This window comes from Carbonicoccus niuqiaonis, assembly GCF_050157065.1.
In the GTDB taxonomy this organism is placed as follows: domain Bacteria; phylum Actinomycetota; class Actinomycetes; order Propionibacteriales; family Propionibacteriaceae; genus Avipropionibacterium.
In genome coordinates, this window is sequence record NZ_CP189573.1 from 3,606,172 (window position 1) to 3,630,481 (window position 24,310).

The window sequence follows — 24,310 nt, forward strand, 5'->3', positions numbered from 1 at the left end:
GCTATCCGACGAGGCCGCGGTCGCGCCGGTCCGTCCGGACCAGCCACCAACCACTCGCCGCCACCCACACTGCGGTCCCGATGCCGGAGATGACGTCCGGCCCGGTCGGCGGATGCCACGCCCAGACCAGCCCGAGCACCGCACCTGCGGTCACCGCGACCGCGACCAGCGGCCGCCACATGATGTCGTACGGCAACGGCGCCGGTGGGCGGCGTCGTTTCCTGCTGGTCGGCTGCTCCTCGTCAGGTGCGTCGCGCGTCCGGGCGAGCGCCCGGGCCCACCACGGCCGGGTGACGATCGCGAGCACCGCGAGCGCGGCCAACGACAACACCGTCCACGCGGGCCCGTCGAAGCCGTGGAAGGAGCGCATCGGCCGTAGCGCCAGCAGGCTGTTGCGGTGCCACCAGCCGTCCAGGGCGGCGTCACCGGCGAACACCACGAACGTGGCCACCGCGAGCACCGTCGCGGTCGACCTCCCACGTCGTCGGGCGTACCACGCTGCACCCGCCACGCCGGCCCAGGCGAGCAGCACCGTACCGAGCAGGCTGGCGTCGGCGGACGAGGTGCGCCACCAGCCGATCGCACCCGCCACCTGCAGCGCAAGGGGCAGCCCGGCCGCCAGGATCGCCAGCAGGGCCGGGGCGGCCGGTCGTCCCTGTCGCCACATCACGAGCGCGATCAGCGTGACCGCGGTCGCCACCCCGAGCAGCACGATGATCGCACCGATCGGCGGGGTCACCAGCCGTTCGACCTGGGTGAGGTGGGCGGTCAGCCGGGGCAGGCTCACCCCACTGTTCTCCTCCACCTGCAGCGGACTGCCGACACCGGGGTCGGCCGGGTTCTCCGGCCGCGGCGGATTGGCGGTGTCGCCACCGGCCACCAGGGGTTGCACCGTCCACGACACGTCCGGGACGGTGACGACGCCTTGACGCTGGGTCGACTCCGACAGCAGCCAGCCGGGCAGTGTGGTGCCGAGCCGGTAGACCAACTGCGCGTCGTGCGAGCCACCGATGCCGACCACGACCACGGTCCAGTCGGGTCGGCCCGCCAACTCCTCGATGATCGCGTCGGACCGGTCACCGGCGTCGATCAGGGTGAGCGCACAGTTGCTGGTGTAGTCGCCGGCGACGAAGGTGTCGACGGTGGCGTAGTCGGCGTTGGTGCCGTCGCCGCGGGCGGCTCCGATCGCCGCACCCGGCCCGACGGCGGAGACGCACTGAGCGCCGGAATCGGCGAGGGTGCCCAAGGTGGCGCCGCTGCGGGCGGCCTCGGCCTGCCGGTCACGCCAGTTCTCGACCACACCGTCGTCGGTGACCGGCGGGGCACAGTCGACGGTGGCGGTCCGGCCGGCCGACAACGTGGCCCAGCCCGACGCCGGGCAGGCGCCGCCGGTCAGCACCGCCCCCACCTGGGCATCGTTCGCACCGAGGACGCGTTGGTCGACCTCGGTCGGGGCCGTACGGTCGACGACCCCGATGACCGCCACCTTGGGGGTGTAGAAGCCCGACGCCGTACCGACCGGCTGGGCCACCTGGCCGACCAGGTTGAGCCCGAACAGCAGCGCGATCGCGATCCCGAGGGCGACCGCCAGCGCGGCCACCTGCACCACGCTGCGTTGCCGGCGCTGGGCGTTGCGGTGGGCCCGGGCCTTCGACGAACGACGGGAGGATGAGCCCCGGGCGCGGCTGCGTCCGGCCTTGTCGGGCGGTGGCTTCGGCATCCTCCTCGCTTCAGACCAAGGCCTGGAGGTTCCCCAGGACACTGGTGAAGAAGGCGCTGCCGTCGGTCGACGGGCTGGTCAGCGGATCCACGTTGTGCTCGGGGTGCGGCATCAGGCCGACCACGTTGCCCTGCGCGTTGGTGATGCCGGCGATGTCGTTGGCCGACCCGTTCGGGTTGTCGAGGTAGCGGAACACGACCTGATCCTCACCCTCGAGCCGGGCCAGCGTCTCGGCGTCGGCGACGTAGTTGCCCTCACCGTTCTTCAGCACGATGGAGATCTCCTGGCCGCGGCTGAAGTCGGAGGTCCACACGGTGTCGCGGGTCTCCACCCGGAGTCGCTGGTCACGGCACACGAACGTCTGGCGTTCGTTGCGGGTCAACGCTCCCGGCAGCAGGTGCGACTCGCACAAGACCTGGAAGCCGTTGCAGATCCCGAGCACCGGCATGCCCTTGCCGGCCGCCGCGATCACCTGCTCCATGATCGGCGAGAACCGGGCGATGGCGCCGCAGCGCAGATAGTCGCCGTACGAGAAGCCGCCGGGCAGCACGAGCGCCTGCACCCCGTCGAGGCCGTCGTGGGCGTGCCACAGCGGGACCGGCGTGGCACCCATCAGCCGGATCGCCCGGACTGCGTCCTGGTCGTCGAGCGAACCGGGGAAGGTGACCACCCCGATCCGGGGGCTCACTGCGCCGCCTCGGGTTCGTCGGCCGATTCGGGGCTGTCCGGGCTGTCGGGGCTGTCGGGACTGTCTGGGCTGTCAGCGTCCGTCGCGGCCGCGCCGGCGCCGGCGGGCGACTCGGTGCGCACCTCGAACTGCTCGATCACCGTGTTGGCGAGCAACATCTCCGCGGCGCGCCGGATGTCGTCGAGGCGCTGTTCGGTGACCTCACCGTCCACCTCGATCTCGAACCGCTTCCCCTGCCGGACCTGGAGTCCGTCGAAGCCGAGCCGGGCCAGGGCTCCGGTCACGGCCTTGCCCTGGGGATCAAGGATCTCGGGCTTGGGCATCACGTCCACGACTACACGCGCCATGGGGGTGATCCTAACCTCCCGGCGCAGGACGTTTCGCGGACACGGCCCGGTACGGGACGTCGGCCGTCGTCACAGCACCAGCGCCGACCCGGTGAGGCGTTCGTACGCGGTCAGGTAGCGCTCGCGGGTGGCCTCGATGACCTCGGCGGGCAGGGGCGGCGGCGGTGCGTCGGCGGCCCGGTCCCAGCCCGACTCGTGCAGCAGCCAGTTGCGGACGAACTGCTTGTCGTACGACTCCAGTCGGCCCTCCTGCCAGGCCGCGCCGTCCCAGAATCGTGACGAGTCGGGGGTGAGGACCTCGTCGGCCAGCACCACGGTGCCGTCCGCGCGGGTGCCGAACTCGAACTTGGTGTCGGCCAGCACGATGCCGCGATCGTGGGCGATCTTCTCCGCATCGCTGTAGACCTGCAGGGTCCGGTCACGCAGTTCGGCGGCCAGCTCCTCGCCGACGGTCTCGGCCACGGTCTCGAAGTCGACGTTCTCGTCGTGCTCGCCCAACTCGGCCTTGGTCGCAGGGGTGAAGATCGGCTGGGCGAGCCGGGACCCGTCGTGCAGGCCCGCCGGCAGCGGGACCCCACACACTTCTTGGTTCTGCTGGTACTCGGTCCAGCCCGACCCGGTCAGGTAGCCGCGGGCCACGCACTCCACCGGGAGCATGTCCAACTTCTCGCAGACGATCGCGCGGCCGACGACCGCGTCGGGGACGTCGGTGGAGACCACGTGGTTGGTCATCCCCAGCTGCTCGAACCACCACAGCGACAGCTGGGTCAGCACGACACCCTTGTCGGGGATCGGGGTGCTGAGCACGTGGTCGAAGGCGGAGATGTTGTCGGTGGCCACCATCAACAGGTGGTCCCCGAGGTCGTACAGCTCCCGAACCTTGCCGGCGTGGACGAGCGGGAGGCCGAGGTCGGCGAACTGTGGTGGCACGCTCCGATCGTGCCACACCACGGCGCCCGTCGAGCCCGTCGAGCCCCTCGAGACGCCTGATCGCTCGTAAAGTCGGGCGCTGTGGCGACGTCGGTGGACGTCAGCTCCACGCGTGTCGCTGTGACGCCCTTTTGCACGACGAGCAAGCCTTGGAAGGGGCGACCGCACATATCACGCGATATGGTGATCTCATGGGGAACGTCGTCCTGGAGCTGCGTGAGTCGGCCGGCATCAGCCAGGCCGAATTGGCACGCCGGTCGGGAGTCGCCCAGCCCAACATCGCGGCCTATGAGGTCGGCCGCCGCAAGGCCTCGCCCGCGATGGTGCAGCGCTTGCAGCGTGCAGCTCGCCCCCTGCCGCGCGAGGCACTGGCAACACATCACCACGAGCTGGTGACCCTGGCGGCTGACCACGGGCTCACGAACCTACGCGTCTTCGGATCCGTCGTCCGCGGGACTGACGGCCCTGGTAGTGACCTCGACCTTCTGGTCTCCCGCTCGCCCGGCGTGGGTCTGATGACGCTGGCAGCGTTTGCCGAACGAGCCACCAACCTTCTCGGCGTCGACGTCGACGTCGTGACGGACGGCGGCCTGCCCGCCGACCATGAGTTGCTGACCACGGCCGTCGCCATATGACAGGGCGGGACCCAGCCGCACTGCACGAGATCGTACGGCTGTGCGACGTCGGCGCGGGTCTGGTTGCCCGCGGCCACGCGTGGTACGTCAGCGATCCGGACAACGTGCCGGGGCTGGCGGCAGAGTCGCTGATCATCAAGATCGGCGAGAACGTCGCTCGACTGAGTGACGAGACGACGGCGCGACACCCCGAAGTGCGGTGGTCACTCATCAAGCGGATGCGCGGCCGCCTGGTCCATCACTACACCGGGACCGACTACGAGGCCGTCTGGGACACGCTCGTCGCCGACCTGCCGACCATCCGTGGCCACCTCGCGGAACTGGTTGAATGACGCCATGGACACCGACCAGCCCTCCGCCGACGGCCCCGCCGATGACCGCCCGTCCGACGGCGCCAGCCCGGCCGACGGGGCCAGCCCGGCCGAGACCGCGCAACACACCGCGGCCCGGACCGAGGAGCTGACCGAGGAGGTCGGTCCCAAGCCGCGGCCGCGCCTGGCCGGCATCGTCTACAACCCGGTGAAGGTCGACCTGGCGCAGCTCAAGGCGGCGGTGTCGGCCGCCGAGCAGGCCGGCGACTACCGGCCATCGCTGTGGTTCGAGACCACCGAGGACGATCCCGGGGTGTCGATGGCGCGGGAGGCCGTCGATGCGGGGGTGTCGGTCGTGCTGGCGGCCGGCGGTGACGGTACGGTCCGAGCGGTCTCCGAAGGCCTACGCGGTGCCGACGTCGCCCTGGGGCTGCTGCCGCAGGGCACCGGCAACCTGCTGGCCCGCAACCTGGAGTTGACCCTGGACAACCTCGAGGAGTCCGTCTCGACAGCCTTCGCCGGCCGCGACCGGCCGGTCGACCTCGGCGTCGCCCGGTACAGCCTGGCCGACGGCAGCCAGGTCGAGAAGGCGTTCGTGGTGATGGCGGGACTGGGCCTGGACGCGCAGATGATCGCCAACACCGACGAGGACCTCAAGAAGAAGGCCGGCTGGTTGGCGTACGTCAAGGCGATCGGCCTGTCGCTGAAGGGGGGCCGACGGATCAAGCTCCGCTTCACCCTCGACGACCACCGGCCACGGGTCGCACGCGTCCACACCCTGCTCGTCGGCAACTGCGGATCGCTGCCCGGCAACGTGTTGCTGTTGCCCGATGCCGCTGTCGACGACGGCATCCTCGACATCGTGGCCCTGCGTCCGGACGGGCTCGTCGGCTGGCTCAACATCTGGGGCAAGATTCTGATCGAGAACGGCATCCTGCGTCGCACCGAGGTGGGACGCCAGCTCACCGGCGGCGAGCAGGGCAGCAGAGAGATCCGCGCCCTGCGCTACCTGCGCGGCGAGCGGCTCCGGGTGCAGCTCCAGGAGGCCGAGGAGTTCGAACTCGACGGCGACACCGTCGGCCAGATCCGCGAGGTCACCATTCGCGTCGAGCCGAGCGCCCTACGCGTCCGCGTCCCGGACTGAGCCCCGCTCGTACAGCGTCCGGACGATGTCCTCGATCGCCGGCTCCTCCAACGTCAGGTCGTTGATCGGGGCGTACGCGCTGGCCGCGGCGACCACCTGCGCGGCGGTGACCGTGGCCGGGTGGAAGCGGAACGCCTGCCGCAACCCGTCCAGCTCGGACCGGGCGAGCTCGGCCCCCGGGATCTCCAACGGTGCTTGCGGTTCGGCGAAGTCGATCACCATCGTGCGCTCGAGGGCGACCTCCCGGCGCAGCGCGTCGAGTCGCCCGTCATGGACGAGCCTGCCGTGGTCGACCACCAACACGCGCTCGCACAACCGCTCGATGTCGCCCATGTCGTGGGTGGTGAGCAGCAGGGTCGTACCCTGCATCGCCCGCTCGGCCTGCAGGAACTTGCGCAGCCGTTCCTTGCTGATCATGTCGAGCCCGATCGTCGGCTCGTCGAGGATGAGCAGCTCCGGCCGATGCACCAGGGCGGCGGCGACCTCACCGCGCATCCGCTGCCCCAACGAGAGTTGCCGGACCGGGGTCTGCAGGAACTCCCCCAGATCGAGCTGCTCGACCAGGTCGTCGATCCGCACCTTCGCGTCGGCGCCGGACAGCCGGTGCATCGCCGCGAGGATGGTGAACGACTCCGCCAGCGGCAGGTCCCACCACAGCTGGCTGCGCTGCCCGAAGACCACCCCGATCCGACGGGCCAGCACCTTGCGTTGCGCCACCGGCTGCAGGCCACAGGTCCGTACCGAGCCCGAGGTCGGCACCAGGATGCCGGTGATCATCTTGATCGTGGTGGACTTCCCGGCACCGTTGGCGCCGATGTAGCCACAGGCCTCCCCCGGCTCGATGGCGGCGGTGATCCCGTCGACCGCCGACACCACCTCGCGGCGACGCGCCAGGCGCCCGGTCTTCTTGCGGACGACGAAGGTCCGGCGTAGGTCGTCCAACTCGATGATGGCCATGTCAGCCTCCCGCTCCGGTGTACTTGCGAACGCCGGCCCGCCACACCAGGAGGGCCAGCAGCCAACTCCATGCGGCGAACAGTGGTGCGAACCAGGCGAGCCATGAGGGCAGCCCGGGTGGTCCGTCGAGCCCCAGGATCAGCAGCGCCGGCAGGTACGCGGTGATCGTGGTCGGGACGACGAAGGTGAAGAAGACGCGGATCGGTGCGAGCAGCACACCACCGGGCAGCCTGCTGGCGTAGCTGCCGCCGTAGACGAACGCGTTGGTGAACTCCGCACCGTTCACCAGCCAGAACTGACAGCCGCCGGCGAGCACGAACAGCGACGCGAAGATCATCATGCCGAACACCGGGGTGACGACGGTGAGCGCGACGGTGACCGGAGTCCACACCACGTCGAGCTGGGTGACCGACACCACCAGCGCAAGGACTCCGAACACCATGCGAGCGGCCCGGCGGAGTTGGAACGACGAACTCAGCAGCTGCGGCAGCAACGGCAGCGGCTTGGTCAGGAACGATTCGAGTTGGCCGCTGCGGATGAACGTGGGCAGCGAGTCCATCTGACCGAAGACCAGGTCGGCTCCGGCGAATCCGACGGTGGACAGGGCAAACACGAACGTCGCCTGCGCCAACGTCAACCCGCCGAAGACCGGCGACACCGACAGCAGGACGTAGATCTCGATGAACTCGAGGCCGCCGAGCAGGAAGGAGTTGCTCGCGTTCAACCAGAAGCTCGACCGGTACGCCAGTTGGCTGCGGATCCGGGCGAGGACGATGGTGCGCCACACCGCGAACCGGCGGTCGGGCGCCACGTGGAGGTCAACCACCTTGGATCACCAGCTTGCGGGTGCCGAAGTGCTGGGCGACCCGGGTGATCACCAACAGGACCAGCAACCACCCGACCTGGACGGCCAGCAGCCGGAGCGCATCCACACCGTCGACGCGGCCGGTCAGCAGGTCGATCGGGGTCTGGTACATCGACGGGAAGGGGCTGTTGTGGGCGATCGCCTGCAGGAACGGTGGGAAGAAGCCGACCGGCACGAAGAAGCCGGACAGCAGCTGCACCAGGAGCCCGTACGCGATCATGTAGCCGGCGACGTCGAGGGTCCACATCGAGATCAGGTTCATCCCGTAGCGGGCGACGAAGTTGACCGCCAGCCCGAGCAGCAGGCTGGCCAGACCCAGCAGGTACGTCCGGGGCGCGGTCGGCCACACCACCGGCAGCAACAGCGTCCCGATCAGCAGGATCGGGATGCCCCGGCCGAGGAACTGCATCCCGGCCCGACCGAGGTCACGGCACCACCAGTACAGCTGCAGGTCCATCGGTCGCGCGAGATCGACCGCGATGTCGCCGGTACGGACCCGGGTCGCGACCTCGCTCCACGACCACAACGGGATCGCCCCGATCAACGCCTGCCCCCACAGCACGTACGCGATCGCGTCGTCCCGGTCGTACCCACCGGCCATGCCCCCGGCGCCGGCCACCGCGGCCAGCATCACCCCGGCGCGGAGCAGGCCGAAGACGCCGTTGGTGAACACCCCGGCCGCCAGCGCGAGCCGGTAGGTTGCCTGCCTCCGGAACTCGGATGCGACGAGGTGGAGGTATGGGCGCACAAACGCAGGACATTACGGGTGACCACTCGGCGTGGCAAGCGATTTCGTACCGAAGCCACGCCTGCCGGGAGTCGGCCCTAGAGTCAGCCACGAGTCCGGGTGGAAGGGGTGACGCCGTGGTGGCGCTGGGGGATCGGGTCGGGGTGCCGGCGTTCCACGGATTGGCCGGGGTCGGCACCCGCGACATCACGCCCGAGCCGGGGATCCGAGCCCGCAACTGGGGGCCGGCCGACTGGGACGCCGCCACCGGTGTCCACCGTCGTTTCACCCTCACCGCGATCGCCCTCGCCGTACCGGAGCAACCCGACGAGCCGGCCGTCATGATCACCATGGACGGCACCTGGTGGCGCCGCGTGGATGACGAGGCCAGATGCCGCGAGGCCGTCCTGACGGGTCTGGGGCTGTCGGCGGACCGGGTGTTGATCTCGTTGTCCCACACCCACGCCGGACCGGTGCTGTGTGCCGCCGACGCCGAGCTGCCCGGCGGTGCGGCGATCCCGGACTACCTGGACCGGCTGGCGCACGCGGCGACCGAGGCCGCCCGGGAGGCCCTGGCCGATCTCGGGTCGGCCGTGCTGGAGTGGTCGACCGGACGTTGCGGTCTCGCCGGCAACCGGGAGCTGCTGCTCGAGGACGGCTGTGGCGGGCACCGCCCGGTGGTGGGCCACAACCCGCTGGTCGCCGCGCAGACCGACACCCCCGCCGACGACCTGGTGCTGGTCGGTCGATTGACCCGTGACGCCGGCACCGAGCGGGCACGTCCGCTGGCCACGATCGTCAACTACGCCTGCCATCCGACGACGATGGCGTGGCAGAGCTCGCTGCTCTCCCCCGACTACGTGGGCGCGATGCGTGATCTCGTCGAACGCACCACCGGAGCTCCGGTTGCCTTCCTGCAGGGAGCCTCAGGTGAGCTCGCACCGCGACAGCAGTACACCGGGGACACCGCGGTTGCCGACCGCCACGGCACCGGGCTCGGCCATGCGGTGCTGGCCGCCCTGGCTGCCCTGCCCGAGGCGGGCAGCGACCTCACCCTCACCGGTGTGGTCGAATCCGGCGCGCCGCTGGCGATGTGGGAGCCGCTACCCCGGCCGGCCGACCCACTGGTGCGGACGCTGACGACGAGTCGCGACACCGTCGAGCTCGACCTCAGATCCCTGCCCAGCTTGGCGGAGCTGGCCACCGAATGGGCCGACATAGATCCACGGTCCCGCGCCGAGCGCCTGCAACGGGCCCGGAACCTGCGTGACGGGTACGTCACCGGGCCGACCGTGCAGCACCCGGTGTGGGTGTGGCAGCTCGGCTCGGCCCTGCTGGTCGCCCATCCGGGGGAGGCCTACTCACCACTCCAGCTGGAGTTGCGCAACCACGCCGGGGACCGGCCGGTCCTGGTGGCCAACCTGACCAACGGGCCCGGGTTCGTCTACCTGCCGACCCGGCACGCGTACGAGGTGAACGCCTACCAGGCATGGCAGACCCCACTGGCTCCCGGCAGCCTCGAACGGCTGACATCCCATGCCTGCAACCGGATCGACGCGCTCGCGAGGGGCGTGGGACGGTAGCTTCCGGCGGGCCTCTCGACGAGCTCGAGGGTCGTGATGCGGCTCGAGGGCCGTGGCCTCAGTGCCGTCCGTCCGCCATCGCCACGTCGTGTTCGGTGCCGCACGGACCGCCGCCGACGGCAGCCTCGCGGGCGACCCGGTTGCCGGCGAAGTCGTACATGTGTGGCAGGTAGTACTGCGCGATGTGCGTCGCTGATGCGGGCAGGTAGTGGCAGATGAACGAACGGCGCCACTCGTCGTCGGTCAGGTTGGGGTTCGAGCCGTGCACCACGCTGCCGGTGAAGAACAGCACGTCGCCGGGTTCGAGCTCGAGCTTCACCGGATCGTGCCCGGGCGGTGGCGCCACGTACTCCCGGGCGATCGACGTCGTCGGGTCGGCCTCCTCGGGGCAGTCCACGGCCATGGTGTGGGTCCCGGGGCAGACCTGCAGGCCACCGTTGTCAGGATGGGATCGGTCCACCGCGATCCACGCCGCCACGCAGGTCAACGGTTCGACCCGCAGGTAGTAGTTGTCCTGGTGGAACGCCTGTCCTCGCGCCCCGGGCGGCTTGAAGTAGTACATCGACTGGCAGGCCACCACGTCCTCGCCCATCAGCGTGGTGAGGATGCGCTGCAGGCGTGGCTCGAGCAGCAGCGACAGGCTGGCGGGGTCGACGTCGTGCGGCTGCATCACCCGGGGGTAACGCCCGAGCAGGTCGTCGGCGTCGGGATCAAGGGTCCAGTGCCCCGGGATCGACTCACCCCGCGCGGCGAGGGCGTCGAACCTCTCCCGTACGGCGTCGATCTCGCCGGCGGCGAACAGCCCACGCTCCACGTGGAAGCCGTCGCGGTGCCACGTAGCCAGTTCACCGGGCGCCAGGCCGGTCGTCGAAGTCGTCGTCATGGCACCGATCATGCTCTCCGGACCCGCCGATCGCCATGGACAGATCCCACCTCCGTCATGGATAGTCATCTCATGGGAACGTTGGACGCGGCGGCACCGCTGTCGGTGAACGCGGCCGGACACTTCCACTACAGACGTTCCTGGGTGACGGATCGGAGTGATCCCGATGATCACCTGCTCATCTGGGTGACCGGTGGCTCGATGGACGTCACTGTCGCCGGGGTACGACATCAGGCCGGCCCAGGCGACCTGGTGGCGCTGCACCCCCACGTACCGCACCGCTACCGGCCCACCTCGACGGAGTGGGAGTGGTTCTGGCTCCACGCGGACGGGCCGGTCGCCGATCGGTGGTGGCCGGTGATCGCCACACGTGATGCTCCGGTTCGACGTTTCGGTGACTCGGCCGCCGTCCGGGAACGGTTCGCCGAGTTGGTCACCGCCACCAGCACCGCCGGGCTGACCGCGGTGGTCGCCGACGGCGCGACCTCGCGACCGGTGTCCCCGACCACCGGGCTCCTGGTGGATTCCTGTGCCCACAGCGTTCTGGGCCTGGTGCTGGCCCAGCTGGATCGACCGAGCGTCACGCCACCGGCCGGGCTCGCCGGGCTGACCCGATGGGTGACTGAGCACCTCGCCGAGCCGATCACGGTCACCGATCTTGCGGCCGTTGCCGGGTGGTCACCGGCACACCTGCACCGGCTGATGCGTCGCGAACTGGGGGTGGCCCCGATGCAGTTCGTGACGCGGCTGCGGATGGAGCGGGCCGAGCGGTTGCTGCTCGACACCCGGCTGGCCGTCGCCGAGGTGGCCAGGCTGGTCGGCTTCGAGGATCCGCTGCACTTCTCCCGGCGTTTCCGCCAGTTGACCGGACGGCCACCGTCGGCCGGACGTGTCCGACGGGTACGCTCCGAACCCAGTCCCGACGCCGGAGGCCAGTGATGTTGCACCTGACGACGATGACCGCGGTCGCACGAAACAAGCTCCACCACGGATTCCCGTCCCTGGCGACCGACGGGACCACCTGGTGGTGCGCCTTCCGTTCGGGCCGTACGCACGTGTCCGACGACGGCACCGTCGAGATCTGGCGCGAGGCCCGTACGGGACGCCGCGCTTCGGCGGCGGGCAGGGACGCCCGGCCACGCTGGCGCCGGGTGGCCCGACTCCGCTCCCCGGACCCGGCGCTGGCCGACCTCCGCGACCCGCGGTTGCTGCAGACGCCCACCGGGATCGCGGTGGTGGCCACCGGCACCCGCCGCGGCGAGGCTCCCGGGTGTCGGACCTTCCTGTGGACCAGTACGGACGGCGCGACCTGGGACGAGCCGCGTCCGCTCGGCCCGGAGAACACGTGGCTGTGGTCGTTGACCCACCGACGGACCGACGACCGGTGGCTGGCGGTGACGTACCCGTTCCGCGACACGCCGGCGGCCGACCGTGGGGCGGAACTGTGGCTGCTGGATCCGGTCCGGGCCGAGCTCACCGACCCGCGTGAGGTGCAGCCCGGCCGATTGCCGAACGAGACCGGCATCGTCGACAGCGACGACGGGCTGCGCGTGCTGGTCCGTCGGTTCGCCGACGAGCAGAGCATGGGCGACGGCACCGCGGTGCTCGGCCGGCCGGCGCCCGGCGACGCGGGCTGGACGTTCACCGACACCGACCTGATCATCGGCGGGCCGACCCTGCATCGGTTGCCCGACGGGCGACTCCTCGCCGGTGGCCGGGTGCGCGACCCGGAGCCACGCACCGTGCTGTGGCAGCTCACCGAGGACGACCGGCTGGTCGAGCTGCTGGCGCTGCCGTCGGGTGGTGACTGCGGCTATCCGGCCATGATCAACACCGACACCGGCGTGCGGGTGATCTGGTACTCCTCACACGAGGGCCCGACCGGTGTGTACGTCGCGGACCTGACCGTCGACTGAGCCTCGCCGCTCACACCTCAGGCGGTGCGGGACACCTCACCCACCGAGCCGACCACGTCGGGTCGCACCCCGCTGCCGCTGTCCGGCTCGGGCAGGGTGTCCCCCGGGTCCACCAGCGTGACGTGGTGCCCCTCGAGGGTGAGCCGCCTGATCACTTCCAAGATCATCCGACGTGCCGTGGCGTTGATCGCATGGACGTCCGACAGGTCGAACACCAGCTCGGTGGGGAGTTCGTCGGCCCGGGACACCAGGTCACGGAGCAGTCGTTCCGCACCGGCGAACTGGATCGAGCCGTGCAGGGCATAGACGCGGGCGTCACCGCCCTCGGCGTGGCGAACGGTGTGTGTCCGCCGGATGGTGGCGCGGGCGGGCTGGGCCGCATTCATCATGTGCAGCTCCATGTCGCGCGACAGCCGTCGGAACACGTCCTCACCGCGCACGCTGTGACCGTGTTCGTCCAACCGGGGCGAGAATGCGGCGATCCCGACCTGCCCGGGGAGTGCGCCGATCAGCCCACCGGAGACACCGCTCTTGGCCGGGATCCCCACGGTGGTGAGCCAGTCGCCCGCCGCGTCGTACATCCCGCAGGTGGTCATCACACTGAGCACCTGCCGTACGACGGCGTCGTCGACCACCTCCTCCTCGGTGATCGGGTGGACGCCGCCGTTGGCCAGGGTGGCCGCCATCAGCGCCAGGTCCTTGGTGGTGACCCGGATCGCACACTGTCGGGTGTAGCCGCGCACCACGGCGGCCGGATCCTCGGTGATGGTGCCGTGGCCCCGCAGCATGTTGGCGATCGCGTAGTTGCGGAAGGCCGTGGCGGCCTCCGACGCGTACACCGACTCGTCGACGTCGAGTGGCCGGCCGGCGAAGGCGGACAAGCCGGCCAACACCCGGTCGAAGCGATCTGCCGGTGGTCCGGCCAGCGTGTGCGTCACGATGGCCCCGGCGTTGATCATGGGGTTGAGCGGGCGCCCCGACCCCTCCTCCAGCGACAGTTCGTTGAAGGCCTCACCCGACGGTTCGACGTCGACCTTGGCCAGTACCGCGTCGAGGCCCAACTCCTGAATCGCCAAGGCGTACACGAACGGCTTCGAGATCGACTGGATGGTGAAGTGGGCGCCGCTGTCACCGGCCTCGTGGATCGCGCCGTCGACCGTGGTCAGGCACAGTGCGAACTGGTCCGGGTCGACCGCGGCGAGCTCGGGGATGTAGTCGGCGACCTGACCTCCCTCGTCCGGGGCGCAGGCGGTCATCACGTCGGCCAGGTAGTCCGGGATCGGGGAGCGCATGGCCTCCAGCCTGCCATCCCGGGCCGGGCGTCGGCCCACGAGTCACCGACCACCCCGCTTCACCGTCGGCGTTGCCGCATCTCCGCTACCGTGGTGCCGTTCCCGAGCGGAAGTGACACCATGACCGCACAGCCACCCGCAACCCAGCCCCCCACGGCCGAGGCGAGGACCGGAGACCGCACCACCTTGGAACGGTCGCTCAAACCGCAGTGGGTGTGGGCCGTCGCGCTCGGCTCGGCCATCGGGTGGGGAGCCTTCGTCCTGCCCACGGACTGGATGGCCACGGCCGGTCCGCTCGGCACCATCATCGGGCTGTCGGTCGGGGCCGCGCTGATGTGCCTGATCGCGGTCAGTTACGGCTTCCTGATCCGGACGTTCCCGGTCTCGGGTGGCGAGTACGCCTACGCCTACACGGCCTTCGGCCGGCTGCACGCCTACATCTGCGGGTGGTTCCTCACCCTGGGCTACACCTCGATCGTCGCGCTCAACGCGTCCGCGCTCGCCCTGCTGTTCCGACGGATGGTCCCGTGGGTCGTGGAATGGGTGCCCCTGTGGGAGATCGCGGGCTGGCAGGTGTACCTCGGTGAGGTCGTCGTGGCCAGTCTGGCGCTGGTGCTGTTCGCGGTGTTCAACGTACTCGGCACCACCTTGTCGGGTCGGATGCAGTTCGTGTTCTGTCTGATCATGTTGGCGGCCGTGGCCCTCCTGCTGATCGGCGTCCTCGTCCATCCCGGCGCGTCGCTGGGCAACCTGGTCCCCGGCTTCCCCGACGGCGCTGTTCCGCTGTCGGCGACCCTGGCCATCGTGGCGATCGCCCCGTGGGCCTTCGTCGGTTTCGACAACGTCCCGCAGGCGGCCGAGGAGTTCGACTTCGCACCGAGCAAGGCGTTCGGGTTGATCATTCTGGCGATCATCGCGGCGGCCGGCATCTACGTGGCCATGGTGCTGGCCACCGGTGCCGCCGGTCCGTGGACCGAGCTGGTGGCCGGCGAGCCGGTCTGGGGCACCGCGGACCGGATGGCAGGCCTGTTCGGCCCGATCGGCCTGCTGGCGTTGGCTGTCGGGGTCGCGATGGGTGTCTTCACCGGGCTCAACGGATTCTTCATCTCGGCCAGCCGACTGCTGTTCGCGATGGGACGGGCCCACACCATCCCGTCCGTCTTCGCCAAGGTGCACCCGCGCACCGGCACCCCGACGGTGGCGATCTGGTTCGTCGCGGCCGTCTGCCTGGTCGCGCCGTGGTTCGGCCGCGAGGCGCTTGTGTGGGTGGTCGACATGAGCTCGGTCGGCGTCACGATCGCCTACACCTACACCTGTCTGGCCGCCTTCCGCATGTTCCGGCTCTCCGGCGCCCCCGAACGACCTGGCGAACCGGAAGGTGTCCGATCCACCGTCAAGAAGGTGATGAGTGGGGTGGGCGCCTTGGTCGGCGTCGGGTTCTTCCTGCTGCTGATGACCCCCGGATCGCCGGCCCAGTTGGGAATCCCGTCCCTGGTCGCACTCGGGGTGTGGGTGGTACTGGGCGCCATCTTCTTCCTGTGGCACCGGGCCCGCCAGACCACCCGACTGACCGACCAGGAGATGGACCACCTGGTCCTCGGCGAACACCGACAGACGGTCTGAGCTCATCCTCAGAGCACGGCCCCCGGAGCGTACGCGGCGGCCTCGGGGTGCTGCTCGGCGAGCTCCGCCACGGCCGCGGCGATCCGGGCCACCTGGTCACGGGCCGTCCCGGTCAACGACAGCGGTTCGGCTGCCGCGGCGGCGACCTGCTCCTTCGACAGGCCGAGCCGCTGGTCGGCGGCCAGCCGATCCCACAGGTCGTTGTCGGTACGGCCCTCCTCACGCATCGCCAGCGCGACCGCGACCGCGTGTTCCTTGATCACCTCGTGGGCCACCTCGCGACCCACACCACTGCGTACGGCGGCCATCAGCACCTTGGTGGTGGTGAGGAACGGCAGGTAGCGATCCAGCTCGTTGTTGATCACGGCCGGGAAGGCACCGAAGTCGGCGAGCACGGTCAAGAACGTCTCGAACAGCCCGTCGAGGGCGAAGAAGGCGTCCGGCAGCGCGACCCGGCGCACCACCGAGCACGACACGTCACCCTCGTTCCACTGGTCCCCGGCGAGCTCGCCGACCATCGCCACGTACCCGCGGATGATCACCGACAACCCGTTCACCCGTTCACACGACCGGGTGTTCATCTTGTGCGGCATCGCACTCGAGCCGACCTGCCCGGCGGCGAACCCCTCGGTGACCAGCTCGTGGCCGGCCATCAGCCGGATGCTGGTCGCCACGTTCGACGGCGCCGCTGCGGTCTGCGCCAACGCGGTGACGACCTCGTAGTCCAGCGAGCGCGGATAGACCTGCCCGGTGCTGACGAACACGCCCGCCACCCCGAGGTGGTCGACGACGCGCTGTTCCAGCTCCGCCAGCTTGGCCTCGTCACCACCCAACAGGTCGAGCATGTCCTGGCCGGTGCCGACCGGCCCCTTGATGCCCCGGAGCCGGTACCGGGCCGTGAGGTCGACCAACCGGCCGTGCGCCTGCAGCAGTTCGTCGGCGGCGGTCGCGAACCGCTTGCCGAGCGTGGTCGTCTGTGCCGCCACGTTGTGCGAGCGACCGGCGATCGGCTGCTCGTCGTACGCGGTCGCGAGCCCGGCCAGCTGGACCAGGGTGGCCACCACCTTGTCGGTGATGATCGCCAGCCCTCGGGTGACCTGCAGCTGCTCCACGTTCTCGGTCAGGTCACGGCTCGTCATCCCCTTGTGGATGTGCTCGTGACCCGCGAGCGCGTTGAACTCCTCGATCCGCGCCTTGACGTCGTGGCGGGTGACCCGTTCCCGGGCGGCGATCGAGGCCAGGTCGATCCGGTCGACCACCGCCTCGTAGTCGGCGATCACCCGGTCGGCGTCGCCGCCACCGAAGTCGACCCCGAGATCACGTTGCGCCGACAAGACGGCCAACCACAGTTGGCGTTCCAGGATGATCTTGTGCTCGGCCGACCAGAGCTCACGCATCGGCTCGGAGGCGTAGCGGTTCGCCAGCACGTTCGGGATGCCCATGATCAACTCTCCTGTCCGGACTGCTGTTCCGCAGCGGTCCGCGCAATGTCGGTGCGGTGGTGGCCACCGTCGAGGTGGATGTCGGCCATGCCTGCGTACGCGGTGTCGCGGGCAGCCGTCAGCGACTCCCCCACCCCGACGACGGCGAGCACCCGGCCACCGGAGGCGACAACGCCACCGTCAGCCTGTCGGCGGGTCCCGGCATGAATCACATGGGCGTCCCCGCCAACACGGTCGAGGCCGGTGATCGGATCACCGGACCGCGGCGGTGCAGGATAGCCGTGGGCGGCCAGCACGACCGCGACCGCCGACCCGGTCCGCCACGCCAGGTCACCGACCTCGGCCAGTCGGCCGGTGGCCGCGGCCAGCAACACCTGCGCCAGCGGGGTCGCCAGCAGCGGCAACAGCACCTGGGTCTCGGGGTCACCGAAGCGGGCGTTGAACTCGATCACCTTCGGCCCGTCGGCGGTGATCGCGAGCCCCGTGTAGAGCAGGCCGGCGAACGGCGTCCCGCGACGCCGCATCTCGGCGACCGTCGGCTCGATGATCGTGTCGACGACCTGGGTCACCACCTCGGACGCGAGCCACGGCAGCGGGGTGTAGGCACCCATACCGCCGGTGTTGGGCCCGGCATCGCCGTCACCGACCCGCTTGAAGTCCTGGGCCGGCAGCAACGGCAGCACCGTCGTACCGTCGGTGATCGCGAACAGGCTGACCTCCGGGCCGTCGAGGAACTCCTCGACCACCACGTCACCGCACGCCGTGCCGTGGGCCAACGCGACGGCCCGATCGTCGGTGACGACGACGCCCTTGCCGGCCGCCAGGCCGTCGTCCTTGACCACGTGCGGGGCGCCCAGGTCGTCCAGGGCGGCCGCCACCTCGGTCTCGTCGTGACAGGTGATCGCCCGTCCGGTGGGCACTCCGGCTGCCGCCATCACCTCCTTGGCGAAGGACTTGCTCGCCTCGATCCGGGCCGCCGCCGCCGACGGCCCGAAACACGGGATCCCGGCGTCACGGACGGTATCGGCCACACCGGCGGCCAACGGTGCCTCCGGTCCGACGACGACCAGACCGACCCCGAGCTCGCGGGCCAGCGCGGCGACTGCGGCCGTGTCGGTCGCCGCGACCGGATGGTTGGTGCCGAGCTGAGCGGTTCCCGGGTTGCCCGGCGCCGCGTGGACGGCGGCAACGATCGGGTCGGCCGACAGGGCCAGCGCCAGGGCGTGCTCCCGCCCGCCGTCGCCGATCACCAGCACCTCGATCGGTTGCTGCGGGGTTCCGTCGTTGATCCGGGGGTCGCTGCTCACGCCCGGGATCCTAGTCGTCCTGCCGCCCGCCACCCCACTTCGTCCCGCCGCCTGCCGCCCACTTCGTCCCACCCGGGGCGGCCGGCCGGCAGGATTCCGCAAACCGACCGGTCGGCGGTCGGGGTCCTGCATTGGCCACGCCTGAGAGCACCCCCGCCCCACCGGTCAACCGGTCGGTTTGCGGAATCGAGGGACGTAGGCTCGCCGCCATGACCAGTCCCAAGCCCTCCAAGGACCAGCTCGGCACCGGATTCGGGGTGGCGGCGGCCACCTACCAGCGCGGTCGGCCCGACTATCCCGACGACCTGGTCGCCTGGCTGATCGGCGATGCCGGTCGGGTCGCCGACGTCGGCGCGGGCACCGGCAAGCTCACCTCGACCCTGCGGCGTCTCGGCCACGAGGTGGTGGCGATCGACCCGGACGCCCGGATGCTGGAGACGCTGCGCACGGCGGTGGGTGAGGTGGAGACCCACGTCGGGCGGGCCGAGCAGATCCCGTTGCCCGACGGGGCCGTGGACGCGGTCACCTTCGGGCAGGCGTGGCACTGGGTCGACCCTGAGCCGGCCTCGGTCGAAGCGGCAAGGGTGCTTGCACCGGGCGGGGTGCTGGGCCTGATCTGGAACATCCGCGACGACGCGGCCGCCCCGTGGGCCGCCGAGCTCACCACGATGGTGGCGCAGAGCGAAGCGGAGCGGATGCTGGCCGCCGGACCGCCCACGGTGACCGCTCCGTTCGGCCCCGCCGAGCACCGGGTGCACCGATGGCGCCGCAGCATGACGGTGGCCGATGTCCGCGACATGGTCGCGTCACGGAGCCACTTCATCGCCGCACCACCGGCCGAGCAGAAGCAGGTGCTGGCCCGGGTGACCGAGCTGGTCGAGAGTGTCGCCGACGCCGACGGCTCGGTCGAGCTCCCCTACCGTACGGAGGCCTTCCGCCACCACATCGCCGGCTGACCCGCATCGCCGACTGAGCCGGTGAAACTCAGATCAGGTCGTGCAGCGAGATCGTCTCCTCGCGGCCCGGGCCGACGCCGATGCCGGAGATCCGACAGCGGATCAGCTCCTCGAGCCGGCGGACGTAGGCCTGGGTGTTGGTCGGCAGCTCGTCGAAGGTGCGGCACTTCGAGATGTCCTCGGTCCAGCCGTCGAGGAATTCGTACACCGGGGTGGCGTGGTGGATGTCGGTCTGGCTGTACGGCAGCACCTCGTGCCGCTCGCCGTTGAAGTCGTACGCCACGCAGACCGGGATCTTCTCCCAGCCGGTCAGGCAGTCCAGCTTGGTCAGGAACACGTCGGTGAACGCGTTGGCCTGGACCGCGTCCTCGACCACCAGTGCATCGAACCAACCACAGCGGCGGGGCCGCCCGGTGGTCGCGCCGAACTCGTTGCCGATCGTGCGCAGCTTCTCGCCGTCCTCGTCGTGCAACTCGGTGACGAACGGTCCGGAGCCGACCCGGGTGGTGTACGCCTTCGCGATCCCGACGACCCGGTCGATCCGGGTCGGGCCGACGCCGGCCCCGACGCAGGCGCCGGCGGCGATCGGGTTGGACGAGGTGACGTACGGGTAGGTGCCGTGGTCGACGTCGAGGTGGTGGGCCTGGGCCCCCTCGAACAGCACCACCTTGTCGTTGTCGAGGGCGTCGTTGATCACCCGGGACGCGTCGACCACGTGCGGCCGGAGCCGGTCGGCGAAGGTCAGCAGGTGGTCGGTGATCTCGTCGGGCTCGATGGCACGCCGGTTGTACACCTTCACCAACAGGTGGTTCTTCTGCTCCAGCGCGGCCTCCACCTTGCGGCGCAGGATCGACTCGTCGAACAGGTCCTGGATCCGGATGCCGATCCGGTTGACCTTGTCGCCGTACGCCGGCCCGACGCCACGGCCGGTGGTGCCCAGCTTCGCCTTGCCGAGGAATCGTTCGGTGACCTTGTCGATGGTCTTGTGGTACTCGGTGATCACGTGGGCGTTGGCCGACACCAGCGGGTGCTGCACCTCGGCGCCGCGGGCGGCGAGGTCGTCCAACTCCTGGTAGAGCACGTCGAGGTCGATCACCACTCCGTTGCCGAGGACCGGCGTCACCCCCGGGTTGAGGATGCCCGACGGCAGCAGGTGCAAGACGTACTTCTCGTCGTTGACGACGATGGTGTGCCCGGCGTTGTTGCCGCCCGAGTAGCGGACGCAGTAGTCGACCCGGTCCCCCAGCTGGTCGGTCGCCTTGCCCTTGCCCTCGTCGCCCCACTGGGCCCCGACGATCACGATTCCCGGCATCTCAGCCGTCCTCCCACATGAGCGTCCCCGGGGGCCGCGCCACCCGGGGTTGACCGGGTCAGCCTACCGGAACCGGACCGGTGGGCCCGGCCGGCTCAGCCGATGAGTTCGCCGTACCCGGTTTCGGAGCTGTCCCGCAGGAACTGGGTGCACCGCTCGTACTCCTCGTCCTCACCGATCCGTCGGGCGGCTTCGGCGAGCGCCGCCAGCGCCCGCAGGAATCCGCGATTGGGTTCGTGCTCCCACGGCACCGGTCCGGTGCCGCGCCAACCTGATCGACGCAGCGCGTCGAGGCCCCGGTGGTAGCCCGTGCGCGCGAAGGCGTACGCCACGATCACGTCGGTCGAGTCGCCGGCCGCGAGCGCGCGTTCGGCGAGGACGGCCCAGACCAGACTGGACTGCGGGTTGCCGGTGGCGACCATGACGGGATCGGACCCGGCGGCCAGGTCGGCGGCAGCCGGGTCGACCGGCAGGTGGGTCGGCGCTGGGCCGTCGGCGAGCAGATTGCGATGGGTGTCGGTCACCTGCGCCATGCTACGTCCGCCCCGTGTGCCCCGCGCCGTGATGGGTCGACCAGCGGCCCCGGCCCGGCTAGGCTCAGCTCCCAGCCAGGTTTCAACGGCCGCTTCCGCGGTCCCGGCATCGAGCAGGAGGCCCCCATGGTCCTGTCAGCAGAAGAACTCGATCACCTGTACGACGCGTTGGTCTTCGACCGCGAGGGCGACAAGATCGGCACCGTCGGCCAGATCTACCTGGACGACGCCACCGAGCTGCCCAACTTCATCACCGTGCGGACTGGCCTCTTCGGCACCAAGGAGACGTTCGTGCCGGTCCGTGACGCCGAGTTCACCGGCGACACGATCGTGCTGCCGTACGAGAAGGCGATGGTCAAGGACGCCCCGAACGTGGAGCCCGACGGCCACCTCGAGCGGGCCGAGCAGCAGGCGCTCTTCGCCTACTTCGGGCTCGACGGCAACGGTGAGGCGAAGGCCGAGCATCCCGACTCCGACCGCGACCGGCTCCGTCGCCGGGAACGCCACACCAGCTGAACCGCCTGAACGCAGAAACAGTCCCGGACCATGATCGGTCCGGGACTGTTGCCGGTGTGACTCGGACGGTCGCTCGTCAGGCGTTGGGAGAGGTGCCTGCCGAACGCAGGTCCTCACAGCCGGTGATCACGCGCTGCGCCATCCCGGCCTCGCTGGCCCGACCCCAGGCGCGCGGGTCGTACGCCTTCTTGTTGCCGACCTCGCCGTCCACCTTCAGCACCCCGTCCCAGTTGGCGAACATGTGCGCCGCGGCGGGACGGGTGAACGCGTACTGGGTGTCGGTGTCGATGTTCATCTTGATCACGCCGTAGTCGACCGCGGCGCGGATCTCCTCGAGCGAAGAACCCGAACCACCGTGGAAGACCAGGTCGAACGGGCGCTCCTTGTTGATCTTGGCGCCGACCTCGTCCTGGATCTGCTTCAGCACCTCGGGGCGCAGCTTGACCGAGCCCGGCTTGTAGACGCCGTGGACGTTGCCGAAGGTCAGCGCGGTGATGTAGCGCCCCTTCTCGCCGGTGCCGAGCACCTCGACGGTCCGCATCCCGTCCTCGACCGTGGTGTAGAGCTTGTCGTTGATCTCGTTGGCGACACCGTCCTCCTCACCGCCGACGACACCCACCTCGATCTCGAGAATGATCTTGGCCGCCGCCGTCTGTGCGAGCAGTTCCTCGGCGATGGCGAGGTTCTCCTCGACCGGCACGGCCGAACCGTCCCACATGTGCGACTGGAAGAGCGGGTTCTGCCCGTTCTTGACCCGCTCGGCGGAGATGGCGACCAACGGCCGTACGAAGCCGTCCAGCTTCTCCTTGGGGCAGTGGTCGGTGTGCAACGCGATGCTGACCGGGTACTTCTCGGCCACCACGTGTGCGTACTCGGCCAGGGCCACCGAGCCGGAGATCATGTCCTTGATGGTCGGCCCGGACGCGTACTCCGCGCCACCGGTGGAGACCTGGATGATGCCGTCGGAGCCGGCCTCGGCGAAGCCGGCCAGCGCGGCGTTGAGGGTCTGCGACGAACTCACGTTGATGGCCGGGTAGGCGAAGCGCTGTTCCTTGGCCCGGTCCAGCATCTCGGCGTACACCTCGGGGGTGGCGATGGGCATGTGTGACCCCTTTCCAGTTGATCGTCAGTGGTCCCATCCTTGCACCCCGTTCGCGACACCGCGACGTGACGCCCACGGCCTCCGGACCACCGCCACCGGTGGTCTTCCGGGCCGCCCGGGGAGGAGTGGATCAGCGATCGAGCCTGCTGGTGTCGATCCGGTGCCGCCCCTGGGAGAAGACCGACACCGCCGAGTCCACCGTGGACAGCACGGCGGGCAGCTGGTCGACCGGCAGCACGCTCCGGTCACTGGTGGTGGTCAACTGCAGCCGGGCGGTCTTCGACCACCACGGAGTCACGGCGACCACCGAGGTCACCTCGTCCCACGTCCCGTGGCCGTCGCCGACGATGATGCCGCTCCGGTCGACCTTGACCGCGGTGCCGTCCGGCATCCGCTTGTGGGTCCGACGGTTGATCAGCCAACGGGTGAGTGCGTACCCGATGCGGAACAGGCTGAGCGCGCCGACCGCGATGTACAGGCCCCAGATCAGGGGGTCGTTCCACCGGAAGATCAGCCAGAACACCAGTGCGATGAGGGCGCTCACGACCAGCCCGACGATGGCGAACAGGAAGCTCTTGAAGTAGCGGTCGCGTCGCGCCTTGGTCGCGGTCTCGTCGTACGGCAGGACCAGTTCGTTGATCTCCACGAACGTACCGAGCACCGACATGGCGCCCATTGTGTCACGGGTGGTGGCACCGGTGGTGCGCTCGCCTGCCGGGGCCGTGCTGCCGGGCTGGGCTCAGCGGGCGCCGCGGGGGGTGATGGCCATGTGGATCCGGTATCGGTCGGCGCGGTACGACGAGGTCGAGAACTCGATCACCCGGTCCCCGCTGGAGGTGACCCGCTCCTGCACCAGCAGCGGGGCGCGTTTGGCCAGGCCGAGGATCTTGGCGCGGTGCCCGTCGGCCGACTCGGCCCGCACGGTCTGCTCCCCGCTGGTCACGACCACCCCGTACTCGGCGGCGAACACGTCGTACAGTGCGCCGAGCTCACGGTCCAACAGGCCGGGGAACAGTGCGGACGGGTAGTGGCCGACCTCGTACGCCATCGGCGACCCGTCCGCGGTGCGCAGCCGCTCCACCCGGATCACCTTGGAGCCGGGGCGCATCCGCAGTGCGAACGCGATGTCGTCGTCGGCGACCACCTCGGTGGCCGACAGCACCACGGTGGCCGGCTCGAGGCCACGGGCCCGCATCTCGCGGGAGAACGAGGTCAGGTGGAGTCGGGAGTCGACCTGCGGTCCCGTGACGTAGGTGCCCTTGCCGTGCACGCGTTCCAGGACGCCGGCCTCGACCAGGTCGGCGATCGCCTGCCGGACGGTGACGCGTGAGACGCCGAGGCGTACCACCAGTGACCGCTCCGACGGGATGGCGTCGCCGGGGTGGAGTTCGGTGTCGATCAGGTCCGACAGGATCTCGCGGACCTGGGCACGCTTGGTGGTGGCCGGGCCGAGGTGGTGCGGCAGCCGGTCGAACAGGGACGAGTCCTGGGGCACTGAGATCCTCCTGATCGAGACCCGAC

At 70.2% G+C, this 24,310-nt stretch carries 24 protein-coding genes and 1 pseudogene; 9 read left to right on the forward strand and 16 right to left on the reverse strand.

Annotated features, from left to right (window positions below; all coding sequences use genetic code 11):
- Window position 1: 1 nt before the first annotated feature.
- The 4 genes and pseudogenes from ACQBAU_RS16505 to ACQBAU_RS16520 all read right to left on the reverse strand — a co-directional run bounded on the left by ACQBAU_RS16505 (window position 2) and on the right by ACQBAU_RS16520 (window position 3,685).
- On the reverse strand, window positions 2-1,720 hold the full coding sequence (locus ACQBAU_RS16505; protein ID WP_465255563.1) for a hypothetical protein: 1,719 nt from the start codon (window positions 1,718-1,720) through the stop codon (window positions 2-4).
- A 10-nt stretch (window positions 1,721-1,730) separates the two neighbouring features.
- The gene (purQ, locus tag ACQBAU_RS16510; protein ID WP_434550940.1) at window positions 1,731-2,408 is read right to left on the reverse strand and encodes a phosphoribosylformylglycinamidine synthase subunit PurQ; all 678 of its coding nucleotides are present in this window, start codon (window positions 2,406-2,408) and stop codon (window positions 1,731-1,733) included.
- A gap of 107 nt (window positions 2,409-2,515) precedes the next feature.
- Window positions 2,516-2,758, reverse strand: a pseudogene (purS, locus tag ACQBAU_RS16515) (phosphoribosylformylglycinamidine synthase subunit PurS); the annotation flags it as partial.
- Between the two features lie 66 nt (window positions 2,759-2,824).
- Window positions 2,825-3,685 carry a phosphoribosylaminoimidazolesuccinocarboxamide synthase gene (locus tag ACQBAU_RS16520; RefSeq protein ID WP_434550941.1) on the reverse strand — a complete coding sequence of 287 codons (861 nt, stop codon included), beginning with the start codon at window positions 3,683-3,685 and terminating at the stop codon, window positions 2,825-2,827.
- A gap of 191 nt (window positions 3,686-3,876) precedes the next feature.
- On the opposite strand from ACQBAU_RS16520, the gene ACQBAU_RS16525 reads away from it, so the two are divergent.
- The 3 genes from ACQBAU_RS16525 to ACQBAU_RS16535 are packed head-to-tail and all read left to right on the forward strand — an operon-like array spanning window position 3,877 to window position 5,775.
- Window positions 3,877-4,320 (forward strand): helix-turn-helix domain-containing protein, encoded by a 444-nt coding sequence (locus ACQBAU_RS16525; protein WP_465255562.1) that lies wholly within the window; start codon window positions 3,877-3,879, stop codon window positions 4,318-4,320.
- The gene (locus tag ACQBAU_RS16530; protein ID WP_465255561.1) at window positions 4,317-4,652 is read left to right on the forward strand and encodes a HepT-like ribonuclease domain-containing protein; all 336 of its coding nucleotides are present in this window, start codon (window positions 4,317-4,319) and stop codon (window positions 4,650-4,652) included. The genes ACQBAU_RS16525 and ACQBAU_RS16530 overlap by 4 nt, the downstream gene beginning before the upstream one ends.
- Before the next feature lie 4 nt (window positions 4,653-4,656).
- Window positions 4,657-5,775 (forward strand): diacylglycerol/lipid kinase family protein, encoded by a 1,119-nt coding sequence (locus ACQBAU_RS16535; protein ID WP_465255560.1) that lies wholly within the window; start codon window positions 4,657-4,659, stop codon window positions 5,773-5,775.
- On the opposite strand, the gene ACQBAU_RS16540 is transcribed toward ACQBAU_RS16535, so the two are convergent.
- From ACQBAU_RS16540 to ACQBAU_RS16550, 3 genes are read right to left on the reverse strand one after another with little or no spacing between them, the layout of a single operon-like run.
- The gene (locus ACQBAU_RS16540) at window positions 5,752-6,732 is read right to left on the reverse strand and encodes an ABC transporter ATP-binding protein (protein WP_465255559.1); all 981 of its coding nucleotides are present in this window, start codon (window positions 6,730-6,732) and stop codon (window positions 5,752-5,754) included. The genes ACQBAU_RS16535 and ACQBAU_RS16540 overlap by 24 nt on opposite strands.
- 1 nt (window position 6,733) lies before the next feature.
- The gene (locus ACQBAU_RS16545) at window positions 6,734-7,558 is read right to left on the reverse strand and encodes an ABC transporter permease (RefSeq protein ID WP_434550946.1); all 825 of its coding nucleotides are present in this window, start codon (window positions 7,556-7,558) and stop codon (window positions 6,734-6,736) included.
- On the reverse strand, window positions 7,551-8,345 hold the full coding sequence (locus tag ACQBAU_RS16550; RefSeq protein ID WP_434550947.1) for an ABC transporter permease: 795 nt from the start codon (window positions 8,343-8,345) through the stop codon (window positions 7,551-7,553). The genes ACQBAU_RS16545 and ACQBAU_RS16550 overlap by 8 nt, the downstream gene beginning before the upstream one ends.
- Window positions 8,346-8,461: 116 nt before the next feature.
- Here ACQBAU_RS16550 and ACQBAU_RS16555 point away from each other — a divergent pair, with 116 nt between their 5' ends.
- Entirely contained in the window at window positions 8,462-9,907 is a 1,446-nt protein-coding gene (locus ACQBAU_RS16555) for a hypothetical protein (RefSeq protein WP_434550948.1), read from the forward strand.
- Between the two features lie 58 nt (window positions 9,908-9,965).
- Here ACQBAU_RS16555 and ACQBAU_RS16560 read toward each other — a convergent pair whose 3' ends face one another.
- Complete coding sequence (locus tag ACQBAU_RS16560) at window positions 9,966-10,790, reverse strand: phytanoyl-CoA dioxygenase family protein (protein ID WP_434550949.1); 825 nt, start codon at window positions 10,788-10,790, stop codon at window positions 9,966-9,968.
- Between the two features lie 72 nt (window positions 10,791-10,862).
- Here ACQBAU_RS16560 and ACQBAU_RS16565 point away from each other — a divergent pair, with 72 nt between their 5' ends.
- Both ACQBAU_RS16565 and ACQBAU_RS16570 read left to right on the forward strand, forming a co-directional pair.
- Complete coding sequence (locus ACQBAU_RS16565; protein ID WP_434550950.1) at window positions 10,863-11,729, forward strand: helix-turn-helix transcriptional regulator; 867 nt, start codon at window positions 10,863-10,865, stop codon at window positions 11,727-11,729.
- Complete coding sequence (locus ACQBAU_RS16570) at window positions 11,729-12,706, forward strand: hypothetical protein (protein ID WP_434550951.1); 978 nt, start codon at window positions 11,729-11,731, stop codon at window positions 12,704-12,706. The genes ACQBAU_RS16565 and ACQBAU_RS16570 overlap by 1 nt, the downstream gene beginning before the upstream one ends.
- Before the next feature lie 17 nt (window positions 12,707-12,723).
- Here ACQBAU_RS16570 and ACQBAU_RS16575 read toward each other — a convergent pair whose 3' ends face one another.
- Window positions 12,724-13,998: a glutaminase gene (locus ACQBAU_RS16575; protein WP_465255557.1), complete on the reverse strand. Its 1,275-nt coding sequence runs from the start codon at window positions 13,996-13,998 to the stop codon at window positions 12,724-12,726.
- Between the two features lie 120 nt (window positions 13,999-14,118).
- Between ACQBAU_RS16575 and ACQBAU_RS16580 the strand changes: the two genes are divergently transcribed.
- The gene (locus ACQBAU_RS16580; protein ID WP_434550953.1) at window positions 14,119-15,621 is read left to right on the forward strand and encodes an APC family permease; all 1,503 of its coding nucleotides are present in this window, start codon (window positions 14,119-14,121) and stop codon (window positions 15,619-15,621) included.
- Window positions 15,622-15,629: 8 nt separating this feature from the next.
- On the opposite strand, the gene purB is transcribed toward ACQBAU_RS16580, so the two are convergent.
- Both purB and purD read right to left on the reverse strand, forming a co-directional pair.
- A complete protein-coding gene (purB, locus tag ACQBAU_RS16585) occupies window positions 15,630-17,063 on the reverse strand; it encodes an adenylosuccinate lyase (protein WP_465255556.1) in 1,434 nt (477 codons plus the stop codon).
- 2 nt (window positions 17,064-17,065) lie between these two features.
- Window positions 17,066-18,325 carry a phosphoribosylamine--glycine ligase gene (gene purD, locus ACQBAU_RS16590; RefSeq protein ID WP_465255731.1) on the reverse strand — a complete coding sequence of 420 codons (1,260 nt, stop codon included), beginning with the start codon at window positions 18,323-18,325 and terminating at the stop codon, window positions 17,066-17,068.
- A gap of 254 nt (window positions 18,326-18,579) precedes the next feature.
- Between purD and ACQBAU_RS16595 the strand changes: the two genes are divergently transcribed.
- The gene (locus ACQBAU_RS16595) at window positions 18,580-19,326 is read left to right on the forward strand and encodes a class I SAM-dependent methyltransferase (RefSeq protein WP_465255555.1); all 747 of its coding nucleotides are present in this window, start codon (window positions 18,580-18,582) and stop codon (window positions 19,324-19,326) included.
- 28 nt (window positions 19,327-19,354) lie between these two features.
- Here ACQBAU_RS16595 and ACQBAU_RS16600 read toward each other — a convergent pair whose 3' ends face one another.
- Both ACQBAU_RS16600 and ACQBAU_RS16605 read right to left on the reverse strand, forming a co-directional pair.
- Window positions 19,355-20,638 (reverse strand): adenylosuccinate synthase, encoded by a 1,284-nt coding sequence (locus tag ACQBAU_RS16600; RefSeq protein WP_465255554.1) that lies wholly within the window; start codon window positions 20,636-20,638, stop codon window positions 19,355-19,357.
- Window positions 20,639-20,733: 95 nt separating this feature from the next.
- The gene (locus tag ACQBAU_RS16605) at window positions 20,734-21,171 is read right to left on the reverse strand and encodes a DUF3151 domain-containing protein (protein ID WP_434550957.1); all 438 of its coding nucleotides are present in this window, start codon (window positions 21,169-21,171) and stop codon (window positions 20,734-20,736) included.
- Window positions 21,172-21,297: 126 nt separating this feature from the next.
- Here ACQBAU_RS16605 and ACQBAU_RS16610 point away from each other — a divergent pair, with 126 nt between their 5' ends.
- Window positions 21,298-21,687: a PRC-barrel domain-containing protein gene (locus ACQBAU_RS16610; protein ID WP_465255553.1), complete on the forward strand. Its 390-nt coding sequence runs from the start codon at window positions 21,298-21,300 to the stop codon at window positions 21,685-21,687.
- 76 nt (window positions 21,688-21,763) lie between these two features.
- On the opposite strand, the gene fbaA is transcribed toward ACQBAU_RS16610, so the two are convergent.
- The 3 genes from fbaA to ACQBAU_RS16625 all read right to left on the reverse strand — a co-directional run bounded on the left by fbaA (window position 21,764) and on the right by ACQBAU_RS16625 (window position 24,284).
- A complete protein-coding gene (gene fbaA, locus ACQBAU_RS16615) occupies window positions 21,764-22,789 on the reverse strand; it encodes a class II fructose-bisphosphate aldolase (protein WP_465255552.1) in 1,026 nt (341 codons plus the stop codon).
- A 130-nt stretch (window positions 22,790-22,919) separates the two neighbouring features.
- Window positions 22,920-23,456, reverse strand: coding sequence for a hypothetical protein (locus tag ACQBAU_RS16620; RefSeq protein ID WP_465255551.1), 537 nt, complete (start codon window positions 23,454-23,456; stop codon window positions 22,920-22,922).
- 72 nt (window positions 23,457-23,528) lie between these two features.
- The gene (locus ACQBAU_RS16625; RefSeq protein WP_434550961.1) at window positions 23,529-24,284 is read right to left on the reverse strand and encodes a GntR family transcriptional regulator; all 756 of its coding nucleotides are present in this window, start codon (window positions 24,282-24,284) and stop codon (window positions 23,529-23,531) included.
- Window positions 24,285-24,310: the final 26 nt, after the last annotated feature.

What these genes read in the sequence shown, in the direction of transcription:
- ACQBAU_RS16570 (WP_434550951.1), top strand. Translation starts at nt 11,729, where the DNA reads ATGTTGCACCTGACGACGATGACCGCGGTCGCACGAAACAAGCTCCAC.
- ACQBAU_RS16560 (WP_434550949.1), bottom strand. Translation starts at nt 10,790, where the DNA reads ATGACGACGACTTCGACGACCGGCCTGGCGCCCGGTGAACTGGCTACG.
- ACQBAU_RS16505 (WP_465255563.1), bottom strand. Translation starts at nt 1,720, where the DNA reads ATGCCGAAGCCACCGCCCGACAAGGCCGGACGCAGCCGCGCCCGGGGC.
- ACQBAU_RS16580 (WP_434550953.1), top strand. Translation starts at nt 14,119, where the DNA reads ATGACCGCACAGCCACCCGCAACCCAGCCCCCCACGGCCGAGGCGAGG.
- purB (WP_465255556.1), bottom strand. Translation starts at nt 17,063, where the DNA reads ATGGGCATCCCGAACGTGCTGGCGAACCGCTACGCCTCCGAGCCGATG.
- ACQBAU_RS16600 (WP_465255554.1), bottom strand. Translation starts at nt 20,638, where the DNA reads ATGCCGGGAATCGTGATCGTCGGGGCCCAGTGGGGCGACGAGGGCAAG.
- ACQBAU_RS16595 (WP_465255555.1), top strand. Translation starts at nt 18,580, where the DNA reads ATGACCAGTCCCAAGCCCTCCAAGGACCAGCTCGGCACCGGATTCGGG.
- ACQBAU_RS16530 (WP_465255561.1), top strand. Translation starts at nt 4,317, where the DNA reads ATGACAGGGCGGGACCCAGCCGCACTGCACGAGATCGTACGGCTGTGC.
- ACQBAU_RS16610 (WP_465255553.1), top strand. Translation starts at nt 21,298, where the DNA reads ATGGTCCTGTCAGCAGAAGAACTCGATCACCTGTACGACGCGTTGGTC.
- ACQBAU_RS16525 (WP_465255562.1), top strand. Translation starts at nt 3,877, where the DNA reads ATGGGGAACGTCGTCCTGGAGCTGCGTGAGTCGGCCGGCATCAGCCAG.
- fbaA (WP_465255552.1), bottom strand. Translation starts at nt 22,789, where the DNA reads ATGCCCATCGCCACCCCCGAGGTGTACGCCGAGATGCTGGACCGGGCC.
- ACQBAU_RS16535 (WP_465255560.1), top strand. Translation starts at nt 4,657, where the DNA reads ATGGACACCGACCAGCCCTCCGCCGACGGCCCCGCCGATGACCGCCCG.
- ACQBAU_RS16575 (WP_465255557.1), bottom strand. Translation starts at nt 13,998, where the DNA reads ATGCGCTCCCCGATCCCGGACTACCTGGCCGACGTGATGACCGCCTGC.
- ACQBAU_RS16540 (WP_465255559.1), bottom strand. Translation starts at nt 6,732, where the DNA reads ATGGCCATCATCGAGTTGGACGACCTACGCCGGACCTTCGTCGTCCGC.
- ACQBAU_RS16605 (WP_434550957.1), bottom strand. Translation starts at nt 21,171, where the DNA reads ATGGCGCAGGTGACCGACACCCATCGCAATCTGCTCGCCGACGGCCCA.
- ACQBAU_RS16565 (WP_434550950.1), top strand. Translation starts at nt 10,863, where the DNA reads ATGGGAACGTTGGACGCGGCGGCACCGCTGTCGGTGAACGCGGCCGGA.
- ACQBAU_RS16620 (WP_465255551.1), bottom strand. Translation starts at nt 23,456, where the DNA reads ATGTCGGTGCTCGGTACGTTCGTGGAGATCAACGAACTGGTCCTGCCG.